This is a genomic window from Ensifer sp. Root423, assembly GCF_001426275.1.
Lineage (GTDB): Bacteria > Pseudomonadota > Alphaproteobacteria > Rhizobiales > Rhizobiaceae > Ensifer > Ensifer adhaerens.
The window spans coordinates 1-11,848 of sequence record NZ_LMEG01000035.1 but is presented as its reverse complement, the minus strand read 5'-3'; the positions used below and the strand labels follow the sequence as shown (position 1 = coordinate 11,848).

Annotated in this window: 12 protein-coding genes; 2 read left to right on the top strand and 10 right to left on the bottom strand. The window is 61.3% G+C overall.

The genetic code is table 11. The features are described from left to right. Positions 1–236: 236 nt before the first annotated feature. Both ASD01_RS25225 and ASD01_RS25220 read right to left on the bottom strand, forming a co-directional pair. The gene (locus ASD01_RS25225; protein ID WP_060644541.1) at positions 237–1,154 is read right to left on the bottom strand and encodes a nucleotidyl transferase AbiEii/AbiGii toxin family protein; all 918 of its coding nucleotides are present in this window, start codon (positions 1,152–1,154) and stop codon (positions 237–239) included. Further along, positions 1,144–1,989 carry a type IV toxin-antitoxin system AbiEi family antitoxin domain-containing protein gene (locus tag ASD01_RS25220; protein ID WP_060644540.1) on the bottom strand — a complete coding sequence of 282 codons (846 nt, stop codon included), beginning with the start codon at positions 1,987–1,989 and terminating at the stop codon, positions 1,144–1,146. The genes ASD01_RS25225 and ASD01_RS25220 overlap by 11 nt, the downstream gene beginning before the upstream one ends. A gap of 466 nt (positions 1,990–2,455) precedes the next feature. Here ASD01_RS25220 and fdxA point away from each other — a divergent pair, with 466 nt between their 5' ends. Beyond that, a complete protein-coding gene (gene fdxA / locus ASD01_RS25215) occupies positions 2,456–2,794 on the top strand; it encodes a ferredoxin (RefSeq protein WP_060644539.1) in 339 nt (112 codons plus the stop codon). Positions 2,795–2,850: 56 nt separating this feature from the next. Here fdxA and ASD01_RS25210 read toward each other — a convergent pair whose 3' ends face one another. From ASD01_RS25210 to ASD01_RS25175, 8 genes are all read right to left on the bottom strand, one after another. Continuing rightward, a complete protein-coding gene (locus tag ASD01_RS25210; protein ID WP_112772042.1) occupies positions 2,851–4,116 on the bottom strand; it encodes an amidohydrolase family protein in 1,266 nt (421 codons plus the stop codon). A 128-nt stretch (positions 4,117–4,244) separates the two neighbouring features. Then, complete coding sequence (locus tag ASD01_RS25205) at positions 4,245–5,168, bottom strand: LysR family transcriptional regulator (RefSeq protein ID WP_034796085.1); 924 nt, start codon at positions 5,166–5,168, stop codon at positions 4,245–4,247. Between the two features lie 43 nt (positions 5,169–5,211). After that, complete coding sequence (locus tag ASD01_RS25200) at positions 5,212–5,985, bottom strand: enoyl-CoA hydratase-related protein (protein WP_060644537.1); 774 nt, start codon at positions 5,983–5,985, stop codon at positions 5,212–5,214. After that, positions 5,982–7,139 (bottom strand): CaiB/BaiF CoA transferase family protein, encoded by a 1,158-nt coding sequence (locus ASD01_RS25195; RefSeq protein ID WP_060518083.1) that lies wholly within the window; start codon positions 7,137–7,139, stop codon positions 5,982–5,984. The genes ASD01_RS25200 and ASD01_RS25195 overlap by 4 nt, the downstream gene beginning before the upstream one ends. Then, positions 7,136–8,491, bottom strand: coding sequence for an FAD-dependent oxidoreductase (locus tag ASD01_RS25190; RefSeq protein WP_060644542.1), 1,356 nt, complete (start codon positions 8,489–8,491; stop codon positions 7,136–7,138). Before ASD01_RS25190 ends, ASD01_RS25195 begins: the two co-directional genes overlap by 4 nt. Positions 8,492–8,604: 113 nt before the next feature. Then, on the bottom strand, positions 8,605–9,441 hold the full coding sequence (locus ASD01_RS25185; protein WP_034796058.1) for an ABC transporter permease: 837 nt from the start codon (positions 9,439–9,441) through the stop codon (positions 8,605–8,607). Further along, entirely contained in the window at positions 9,441–10,244 is an 804-nt protein-coding gene (locus tag ASD01_RS25180; RefSeq protein ID WP_034796056.1) for an ABC transporter ATP-binding protein, read from the bottom strand. The genes ASD01_RS25185 and ASD01_RS25180 overlap by 1 nt, the downstream gene beginning before the upstream one ends. A 4-nt stretch (positions 10,245–10,248) precedes the next feature. After that, positions 10,249–11,283 (bottom strand): ABC transporter substrate-binding protein, encoded by a 1,035-nt coding sequence (locus tag ASD01_RS25175; RefSeq protein ID WP_060644536.1) that lies wholly within the window; start codon positions 11,281–11,283, stop codon positions 10,249–10,251. Positions 11,284–11,503: 220 nt separating this feature from the next. Here ASD01_RS25175 and ASD01_RS25170 point away from each other — a divergent pair. Then, positions 11,504–11,848: aldehyde dehydrogenase family protein (locus tag ASD01_RS25170; protein ID WP_156623699.1), on the top strand; the 345-nt coding region annotated here is incomplete at its 3' end.

Genomic DNA, 11,848 nt, shown 5'->3' with positions numbered 1-11,848 from the left:
AACGCAAACACGTCAGGAACGGGATGCTGTCACCCGTCGAGTTCGAGAAGCAGCAGAAAATCTAACCCGAGGGTGTCTACGAAACTCGGGGCTATTCACGTCGCCAGCCTTGTCAATAGGACACCGGGCGGAGTTGAGCCGGGCCTATGAACTCACGTGTGGGCTGAAGAAGGGACTGGGCTTGGGCATGTGAGGCATGTCGGCGATGTGAGGTACCCAGAACCGCTGAGCCAGATTTAAGAAAGAATGCCCAGTATTTCACGGCGCTGTTCGAGGTGTTTCGCGGGGTTCTGTTCCTTCAGCTTTACGAGGTTGAGGACCTTCCAGCGGACAGCCGGAAGCTCCGCTGCCTGTGGAAGGCCGATCGCGTCGAAATCGGGCTCGCCGTCATGGAGCGTTAGAAGGAACCGCATGGCGTTTTCATCCAGCCTTGCGAGAATATCGCCGGTCAATCGGTTCCTCACCCCTTCCAACTCGTTAAGGCTGACTGCTTCCGATGTCATGCCCTCGAACTCTTTTACGAAAGCCTCGTCGAGCTTCACGAGCGACGGACGCACCAATTCGTGCGGCGGTCGGCCGGAGCTTGCGACATAAACGAGGAACGTGTGAAACAACGCATCTGTCACACCTTCATTCTCGTACAGCAGCTTCACGTCGAACAAGTCACGTGGATGCTGGCGGTCGACAGCTGCATGCAGCTTGCCGCCGAAAAGGTCCTCGAACGAAACGACCTGCATTTCCGCAAAGCCGAATTCGTCTTCGACCGCTTCGCTCACGCGTCGTAGTTCAGGCGGGTGGACCGTCCCTCTGGCGACCGGCGAGGTCTCGATCTTGATTTCGGCGCCTCCTTGCCGGACGAGGACGCGCGTGTCGTTGTTGCCTCCGCCGGCTATCCTCTGCACCGTGACACCCCGGAGGTTTCGCAGTAGGTCGTCGCGGATTTGCTCGAGTGTGGTGTCGATACCTTTCAGCGTCGTCTCGCGATCCTCGATCGGGAGATAGGTCAGATCAATATCGACTGATAGTCGTGGCATGTCGCGGTAGAAGAGGTTGATCGCCGTGCCACCTTTAAGGGCGAAGGTTTCCTGACGTGCAATGAAAGGAAGGGTCCTCACCAGGAGTTCCACTTGCCGCATATATTGCTCACGCGCCACGGGGCGTCTCCTTTGGCATCAGCTCGTCTGGAATGGTGATTCGGTAAGCCGGGTGAAGCCGACCACCTGGGGTGAGTGCTCGGTCGCCCGTGCCGAGATCGATCGCTGACATGTCGATGTGCCTGCGCCAGGCGTGCCCGTGCTTGTCTGCATAAACGAAGAAGAGGCGCTTGGTCTTTACACTTCGGCACTCCGCCAGAAGTCTTGTCAGCAGCTTCGGGCGCAGATTGGCCAGGCTCTCGAACGTCATGTCGACGGTGTGGAAGCTTTCGCTCTTTGGCAGCTCATCGAGCATTTCGATGATCGCGCGTTCGGGAGACGACATCGGGATCGGCCAGCGCCAGGGGCTCAGGGCGAGCTCGCCGTCGGCATCGTCCGATAGATTGAAATCAGAATGTTCAACGCCGAGGGCCGCGTCTCCAAACAAATTGGCGCTTCTGGTCAGGATCCGCGCATCGGTATGCAGTTTCGACAGCCACAACGGAATGTCGGAGCCGTAGAGGCAAAGAACGAACTCGCCGCTGAGCGAGAGATAGTGACTGTGGCCCCGCAGGGAGAGAGCACTTGCCCCGCCAACGTGGAATTTGTGCCGCATCAGCCATATGGCCGAAAGCAAAGGGATCTTCCATCCCGTAACGGCATCCGGGTTCGTGTCTGGCGAAAATGGACGTCTATAGAGGCCCGTCAATGCTGGTTCCAACCAACCGCGTTTGACGTAGCCCGAAACCGATTGTCGCGAGATGGCGTGACGAGCCATCCACGCAGTGTCCACCAGGAATCCAGGTGGGACGGCTTGGAGAAGCTGCTTTAGCTGTGTCTCGCTTTGTCCACTCATGTTTGACATTGTAGCGCGTCTGTAAAGTTATCGCCACTGCTACTTTAATGAAAGCTGCAAATGTCAATTGAAAATTGACAAAAATCGGCTCATCCAAAGTGGGTCGTCCGTTTTTTTTCTCTCGGTTTTTGATAGCCGCAATCAACGCGCCCGGGAATCGTTGGCCTGTTGTCTTCTCGTCCCGTTGCCACCACGAGATCGGATCGCGATAACTGTCGCAGCGATCACCGACGCCTCTCAACCGAGCTCGCATTCGGGATTGCCGGCTCTCTCTACGTTCGGGCGGTCACGCGCGCTCCACGGCTCGCGCTTGTGCAGCACTTCGCCATGGCGACAGGCCCAACCACGAGAGAACGGGCCCCGGACGTTGCCTTTTTGGCAATCGACCTTGCGAATATCTGTGCTTCTTCGGCAAGGGAAACTCTGAATAATTGGCCGTGCAAGCAACTCTTCAGAGATCCGCAAGATGGCCTATGTCATTACCGAACCCTGCATCGACGTGAAGGATGGCGACTGCACCGCCGCCTGCCCTGTGGACTGCATTTACGAGGGTGGCCGCACCTTCTACATCCACCCCGACGAATGCATAAATTGCGGGCTCTGTCTTTCGATCTGCCCCGTCGATGCCATTGTCTGGGATCAGGAGATACCAAACAACCAGCGCCACTTCATCGCTGTGAACAAGGAGTTCTTCGGGTCCGATGTCACGGGGATGGGGTCGCCCGGCGGCTGGAACAAGGAGTGCTCCACGACGCAGGACCATCCTTTCGTTGCCGCCTTCGAAAAGGCAGCCGCGATCGCTTAGCAAGTCCGCCCCCTATAGGAGACCAGCGGGTGACGCCTACCGCCTTGTCGCCGCGCTCACCAGCTGGCGTAATAGGCCCTTGTTGCCGCGGCCAGTTTGGTCACGCGTCCGCGCTCGGCGGTCAGCCGCGGAAGGTCAGCGCGCGCCTGCTGCAGGAGTTCGGCCCGGGCAGCCTCGAAATCGACCCGGGTCAACCGTCCATCGCACATGATCTCCTGTCCACCGACATAGAGCGCCTTTGCATGCGCGGCCGTCATCCGGGTAAGCAGCACCTCCGCTTCATCCAGGTCGTCCATCAGGCTGTCGGCAACCAGCGCAGCATAGTCCACGAGCACCAGGTCTTCGTTCGCCGGGGCGTTCACCACCTTGGCGCCGACATGGATCGCGGCATCGAAGACACGTCCCGCCGTAAAGGTTCGCGTCAGGTCGCGGCCGCCATGCAGCAGATGGGCAAGGCGCAATTCGCGCCAGAGATCCTGGTCATCGTCAAAGCCCGTTCCGTCGAGGCCGAACGCGAAAGCGGGGCCGCTTGGCGGAATGGTGGCGACCGGCGCCACGCCTGAACGCAGGCGCAAATTCGCCGAAGGGTTCGAAACGAGCTGCACGCCGCGCGCAGCCAGCAGCTCCAACTCGTCCGGTCGCAGCTGGACGCCGTGGGCGACGGCGAGGCGGGGCGAAAGGAAGCCGATCTCGTCGAGGTATCGGACAACCCCTTGCGGAAAGCGCCGATCCAGCCATTGCCTCTGCCTCGGGCTTTCAAGGAGATGCATGTGAATGCGCCGGCCGGTTGCGTGAGAGGCCTCGGCGATCGCTTCGAGCAGTGCATTGGAACACCATTGCGGCCCGATCGGACCATACTGCACATCGATCAACGGACTTGTGTTGGCCGCAGCGACCGCGTCGGCTGCCGAGATCTGCACCGATGGCGACGCATAGCTCGGGATCGAGCCGCTGAGATCGTCCCAGTCTGCCGGATCAAGATATGGCCGCAATCGCTGAGGCCCGCCGTCATAGGCCCACGGATCGTAGTCGAGAAGCGGGCAGGAAAGCGCAAGCCTTATGCCTGCATCGCACGCCGCGCGCATGACCGCGCCTGCCTCGTCGACGAGACGGTCGATGTTCAAAGAATTATGGCAATGCATGGTCGCGCCGACGCCCGTTTGGGCCAACCTTGAGAAGGCCACCAGCGCTTCCAGATAGGGCTCGGTTCGCGGTCGAAGCCGAAGTCCCGGGATCCACACTTCCAGGGCATCGTCCGCGTTGCCAAAATCGAGCGTGCGGATGCCATAACCATGGTCATGGGCGTTGACGGGCGGCGGCATAAGCAGAGCACCGGCCGGGATCGTCGTCCATGAGGCGCCCTCAGGCAAATGATCCAACAGATTTTGCGTGCGCCCTGCGGCCTCGTGGCCCGGCCGCAAGAGAAGTCGCCCGGGAACGGATGCTGTATTCACGGATGGATCGCTTCCATGATCTGGTCGCTGAACCTCTGCAGTTCCGCGCCGACAAATTCGATGACGGCTTCCGCCGCATGCGTGCGCTGCCGGCGTCGCTGCACCAGAATCCCGACATGCAGGTTCTGAAGGCGCGAGCCGGAAAGCGGTATGGCGACGAGATCGCCCGACCTGATCTCGGCGAGGAAACCGATCGGCGTGAAGAAAGCCACGCCCTGCCCGGACAGGATGAAAGGTTTGAGCATCATCTGGCTGTTCGAGAGAACAAAAGGCCGCCCGGTCCGCTCGAAGACCGAGAGTTCGATTTCGATGAGCGAGCGGATCGGTTGCGTGTCGAGTTGCAGGAGAAGGTCGTACTGGGCGCATTCGGCAAGCGAAACCTGCCGCTGTTTGGCCAGCGGATGTTCCCGTCCGACGAAGGCCATCAGCGGCATCGGCACGCGAAAGAGCATCTCGGTATCGTCCGGCCGGGCCAGATCGAAGGTCAGGCCCATATCGACATCGCCCTCGGCGACCAGGCTGCTGATATTGCCGTGGCCGGCGGTGTGGATGTGAAAGCTCACGCCGGGATGGATACTGTGGAACGCGTTGACCATGTCCGGCAGGAACTGGATTGCCAGGCTATCGAGGCAGGACATCTGCACGCGACCGGTCTTTTTCCCCTGCAGGGCGCCGAGGTCGCTGCGCAGCAGTTCGAAATTTTCCAGCGTCACCCGGGCGTGGCGCAGCACGTTTTCCCCGGCAACAGTCAGCCTCAGACCATTCGAGAGCCGCTCGAAGAGCGCGATCCCAAGCTCGTCCTCCAGTTTCTTGATCTGCCGGCTGACCGCCGAGGATGCGACATGAAGCTCCTCGGAGGCCTTGCGAATGGACCCGGACCGAGCGACCGAGACGAAGTATTTCAGGATGCTGGCGTGCATTCGATTGGACCCCTCCTCCCCTAGGCCCCGACCTATAACACGCTCACCGTCCCCTCCAAACGGGCGCGCGCTTCTCCTGAAAAGCGCGCACACCTTCCAGCGCATCCTCGCTGTTCAGCGCCTTCACAAGCGCGGGCGTGCGTAATCCCTGGGCTTCCGCCGGAGACAGGTGCCCGGTGCGATTGACCGTCTGCTTGATGGCGCGCAGCGAGAGCGGCGCACAGGCGACGATTTCCTTCACCCAGCGGGAGACGGCCGCGTCGAGTTCGCCCGGTTCGGCAAGTTCGTTGACGATACCAAAGGCGTACATCTCGGCGGCCGAGAACCGCCGCCCGGTCAACAGCACACCCATGGCAAGGTTGTGCGGGATCCTGCGCTGAAGAAGCACCATGCCGCCATCGAGCGGCAGGCGCCCGACGCGAGCCTCGGGCAGGCCGAAGGCCGCCTCCGTCGAAGCTATGACGATATCGCAGCCGAGAACCATCTCGAATCCACCACCGAGCGCATAGCCATTGACCCTCGCGATGACAGGAACATCCAGAGAGCGGCGAAAGGCCAGTCCTCCAAAGCCGTTCGGCCGGCTTTCGGTCCAGTAATCAAGGCCGGTCTTTTCAGCCCCCTTCAGATCCGCCCCGGCGCAGAACGCCCGTTCGCCGGCGCCCGTCAAGACGACGCAGCTGATGTCGTCGCGTGCTTCGATCTCCTCCCAGATCGCATCCAGTTCGCGCTCGGTTGCGGCATCCACCGCGTTCATCCGCTCGGGACGGTTGAGAGTGACGCTTGCGACGCGATCCTCTACCACGAAGGTGACGCTCATGCCGCATCTCCCTGACGAACCGAAAGCCCCGAAAGGATCTCGTCATTGTGCTCGCCGAGCGTCGGCGGCGCGATGCGAACCGTCACGGTCGCCGCCGACATGTCGATCGGCGAACCAACCAGCCGGATCGGACCGGCCTTCGTCTCTCCCGCGTCCAGGATCATGCCGTTGATCGTCGTCTGCTCGTCGTTAAGGGCTTCGGGAAGCGAGCGTACCGGTGCGCAGAGAATGTCCACCTGTTCCAAGCGGCCGAGCCAATGGGCGCTGCTGTTTTTTGCGAACGCCTCGCGGAAGATTTGCTGCAAATCCGGACGGCGCTGCATCTGCGCGTCGAAATCGACAAATTGCGGCTGGAGGGACAGGTCCTCGATCTCAAGGGCATTGCAGATGTCGCGCAGCGGATTCTGCTTGAAGGCACCGACCATGACGATGGCGCCGTCGGTCGTCTCGAACACGCCCGTCAGCGGGAAGGCGCCCCAGTTCAGGTCCTTTTCCCGCATCATGTGCGTGGTGCCTTCCTGCATCTGCATGGCGAGCATCGAACTGTAGAGGCTGACCGCCACTTGCTGGCCGTGCCCGGTCTTTTCGCGATGCAGCAAGGCAAGCAGAATGCCCTGCACGAGGTGCATGCCGGCCGAGTAGTCTGCAAGCGGCGTCGCGTAGATCGACAGCGGATGGCTCGCGTCGGACTTGCGCCGCATGACGCCCGAAAGCGCCTGCGCCAGGATGTCCTGCCCGCCCTTGTGCCGGTAGGGGCCTTCAAGGCCGAAGCCCGTGCCGACGGCGTAGATCAGCCGTGGGTTTGTCCGCTTCAGCTCTTCATAGCCGAAACCCATGCGCTCCATGACGTCAGGACGGAAATTGTTGACGACCACGTCGGCAGTGTCGATCAGCGCGCGGACGGCTGCCCGCGCCTCGTCCTGCTTGAGGTCGAGTGCAAGGCTCTTCTTGTTGCGGTTGAGCGAGGAGAAAACCGGATTGTTGAGGCCATCCGGGTCGGAGCCCAGCGACCAGCGCGAGAGGTCGCCGATCTTGGCCTTTTCGACCTTGATGACCTCGGCGCCGTAGTCGGCCAGCATCTGCGTGCAGCACGGGCCAAGCATGACCTGGGTAAAGTCGACGACGCGGATACCGTCGAGGGGAAGAGACGTCATTCTGCGGCCTCCAGATAGGTTGCATTTTCGGATGGTACGTCGCCGGGATCGGCACCCTGCGCCCGCAGCTGCTTCTGGATCGCCTTGACGTCGGCGTCTCGCACCTTGACGCCGGCATTGAGCGCGACGGTGGCGGCAACTCCGGCCGCCTCGCCCATCGCCATGCAGGGCGGGATCTCGCGGCTCGATTTTTGCGCCTGAATGGTCGCGGAATAATGCCGGCCTGCGACGATCAACTGATCGACCTCCTTGGGCAGCATGGCCCTATAGGGCGTGTAGTAGTCGCGGCCACGGCACACTGTGTCGGTGAAGTGCTGGCGGTTCATCACGTCGTCCTTGGTGACGACATATTCGCCCTGGAGCAGTCGCGACTGGCGCACGCCCGTCTGCGGCGCAAAGTCGATCACATGGGCATTTTCGAAGCCCGGCAGGTTGGCGCGGGCGAAGTCGAGCAGGCGGGCAATGCGGCCACGGCCCTCGAGTTCCGCATAGGTTAAGTCTTCGACACGGAGGCCAGAGAGCTTCGGCATGTGCGGGCAGTTGAGCCAGATGACGCCCGGCAGCGGGGTCTTCAGCCACCAGAACGACCAGCAACCGCCAATCAGACGCTTGGCCTCGTGGTCGATTGCCTTGAACTTTTCGGGTTCCTCAAATTCGAAGCGCTCGGCGGCTTCAGTGTCGATGCCCCCCCAGCGGGAAACCGTCGTCAGGATGAAATTGCCGTCCGTATGCTGGGCGCCGGCATCGGCCGCAACGTCGAGGTCGCCCGAGGCGTCGATGACGACGTCGCCCATGATGGCCTCGCGGCCGGATTTCGTCTGGCAAACCACACCCTTGATCGTGCCGTTCTCGAGGATCGCCGAGGAGAACCAGCTATGGGTCCTGAGCTTCACGCCGGATTCGCGCAGGATGTCATAGGAGACGCGCTTGAAGGCGTCCGGATCGAAGGCGGCCGCATAGCAGATCGGGTGCGGCGCAGACGGCGTGTGGAAGTCGAACAGGCCCCAGCGCGCCCATCTTTGCCAGGCTTCCGGCGTATCGCGAATATCGAGCTGGCGGTCGCCATCCGTCGGCGTGACGCAAAGGCCGAGCGTCTTCATCCGTTCGATCATTTCCATGCAGATGCCACGCACGGTGATTTCGACGCCGTTGACCATGTCGTCGAGCACCAGAACCATACCGCCTGCGGCAAGGCCACCGACATAGGGATAGCGTTCGATAAGCGTGACGCTGGCTCCGGTGCGTGCCGCCGAAACCGCGGCGGAGATCCCAGCCGGTCCACCGCCGACGACGACGACGTCCGAGCGGTCGACGATCCGGGCATTGCGCAGGGGTTCTCTGATTGTTTCCATGGTCGTTTCCTCCATAGGGGACGTGTCCGGCAAAATGTGAGGAGCTCACAGCCAGTGACTTCGTCGGTTGACCGGACCCGGTTATCCAGGTCCGGCAGCAAAGGGTTTGGGGCTCAGTGGTCTGTCGTCGGTTTCCAGCGGACGATCTTCGATTCCGCGTAGGAGACGGCAAAGAAGAGAACCACGGCAAGCGAGGCCGCAATCACCACCGTCGCGTAAAGCAGCGGCGAGCGGAAATTGTAGGTCGCCTCGATGATCAGCGCACCGAGACCGTAGCTGGAGCCGATCCATTCGGCGACGATCGCGCCCATCACGCTGCTGGTTGCCGCAATCTTCAGCGCGGCGAACAGAAAGGGCAGCGAGCCCGGCAGGCGAACCTTCCAGAAGATTTCGGAATTGCTGGCAGACAGGATGCGCATCAGGTCGAGCATTGCGGGGCTCGCCGATTTCAGTCCCTGCACCATGTTGACCAGCGTCGGGAAGAAGCAGATCAGGCCGGCGATGATGATCTTCGGCGCGATGCCGTTGCCGACAAGCAGCACCAGGATCGGGGCAAGCGCGATGATCGGGATCGACTTGATGATGACGGCGATCGGATAGAAGGCGCGTTCCGCGAGCGGGCTATAGACGAACCAGACCGCCAGAAGGACGGCGATGACATTGCCGAAGATAAAACCGAGAACGGCCTCCATGAGCGTCGGCCAGAAGTTCGTCCAGAGCACGCCGGCGTTTTCGCCGAAGGCCTTGATGACGTCGACCGGTCCGGGCGCCATGAAGGTCGGCACCGAAAAACCCCAGACGACGAGTTGCCACAAAAGGATGCAGCCAAGGATCGCGAGTGTCGCCGGAAGATGTCGCAGGATCGCAGCGGCAAGACCATCGAGTATCCGGAACCGGTTGCCGTCGGTCAAAGCGCGGCCTTCCGCCTGTGAAGGAAGGGCATTCGCCATCAGCATTCTCCCAAAAGTTTGCGCAGGTGGGCGGTCACCTGGATGAACTCGACCGTGTCGCGCATCGCGAGAGTTCGCGGATAGGGCAAGTCGACTTTCATGAATTCTTTGACGCGGCCGGGATGGGCGGCGAGCATCAGCACATGTTGACCGAGGAAGACGGCCTCGGGGATCGAATGGGTGACGAAGAGGATCGTCGTGCCGGTTTCCTGCCAGAGGCGCAGCAGTTCTTCGTTCAGCTTGTCGCGCGTGATCTCGTCGAGCGCGCCGAAAGGCTCGTCCATCAAGAGAATACGCGGGCGGGTCACCAGTGCCCGGGCGATCGCCACGCGCTGGCGCTGGCCGCCCGACAATTCGTGCGGCATCGCCTTCTCGCGCCCCTTCAAGCCCACGAGGGCGAGAAGCTCTTCCGGATCGGCATAGGTCGCGCCCGGTTCGCGTTTCCCCACCAGCAGCGGGAGACGCACATTGTCGATAACATTGCGCCACGGCAGCAGCGTCGCTTCCTGGAAGACGAAGGCGAAATCGCGTCCCTCGCGCGCCTTGCGCGGTGTCTGGCCATGGACGGACACCGAACCGTCGGTGATGTGCACGAGATCCGCGACGGTACGCAGCAAAGTCGACTTGCCGCATCCGGATGGGCCGAGCATGGTCACGAGCGAGCCGGCCGGTATCTCGACCGAGACATCGGAGAGTGCGGTGAAGCCTGAATCATCCGCGCCAAAGCGAATGTGAAGGTTCTTCACCGACACCGCGGCGTTGCCGAGCGAAGCCTGGCCGGGTCTGATAAGCGTTTCCAACATCGCCTTATCCTACGCTCTTGCGGACATCGGCTGTCGCATCCAGGATTGCCATTGTGTAGACGGCGTCGACGTTGGGAACCGGACCTGTGAACTGGCCGAGGTCCGCATAGGTCTTGATTTGCTCCGCCCAGTTTGCCTGGTCCATGCCTCCCCAACCCTCGCTCGCGGTGGTTTCGTTGAACACGAACTTCATCAGCGGTCCGATGGCCTCCAGCTCGCTCGCCTTGTCGAGGTTGGGGTAGGTATCAAGCAGGATGTCGACGGCCTCTTCCTGATGGTCGCGGGCATAACCCCACCCGCGCGCCGAACCGGATACGAAGGCTGCGAGCTGGTCCGCGTGATTTTGCAACTGGTCGTCGGTGGTATAGTAGACGTTGGCATAAAGCCGGATACCGCCATCCCAGAGCGTCAGATCGACCCGGTCATCCCCAAGCACCTTCAGGGCGTTGACGTTCGTCAGCCAGCCACAGACCGCATCGGCCTGGCCGGTCACGAGCTGGTTCATGTCCGAGCCCATGTTGACGATCTTGACCTGGTCTTCCGATATGCCGTTCTTGGCGAGAAGCGCGCGCAGAAGAATGACCGAGGTCGGGATCGCGGCGATCGTCTTGCCAATCATGTCCTGAGGCTTGGCGATCGGATTTGCCTTGCGAGAGAAATAGGCGAAAGGATGTTTTTGGTAGCCGGCGGCGAATGCCTTGATCGGTGCGCCAGCCGAACGAGCCAGCATGACTGACGGGCTGGAGGAAATCTGACCGATGGTCGACTGGCCAACGGCAACACCCGCAACACCATCGACATTCGGTCCGCCGGGCACGATTTCGAGCTCTATGCTCTTCTCGGCGTAGTAACCCTTCTTGCGGGCCACGAGCTCTCCGAGAAGCCCGTTCGATGGCAGCCAACCGAGCTGCATGCGTATCGTCGCGGAATCGGCCGCAAGGCCTGGTGAAACATTGATGAGGCTATGAGTTGCGGCAATCGCGCCCATTGCGGCCGCATTCGAAAGGAAACCTCGGCGGTTCATCATAAAACGAGACATATCGTTCCCCTTGCTTGTTATGGGAGCGATGATGATGGAATTTGGCATCTCATAAAGCACAATTTTTAGCAGTTGGCATTGCCGATACGGCAACGCTCGGGTCGGAATTTAGGTTTGCCGTTTTGGCAATGGCGGGGTCGAAAGATTGTTCTTTCTGCCGGATCCATCGCATCCGATAAGCAGAGACATGATCAAAGTGTGAGCGCCGCGGAGGATAGATATGGTGCAGAAAAACCTGATCGATGGGGAATGGATCGCCGGTAGCGAAGCGTTCCGCAACATCAACCCGTCCGATACCAACGACGTGGTCGGCGAATACGCCCGCGCGTCGGCGGACGATGCGCGCGCAGCGATCGCTGCCGCCAAGGCGGCGTTTCCGGCCTGGTCGCGCTCCGGTATTCTCGAGCGCCACGCGATCCTGAGGAAGACCGCCGACGAGATCCTTGCCCGCAAGGACGAACTCGGGAAGCTCTTGTCGCGTGAGGAAGGCAAGACCTTGGCCGAAGGCATCGGCGAGACGGTGCGCGCCGGCCAGATCTTCGACTTCTTCGCCGGCGAGTGCCTG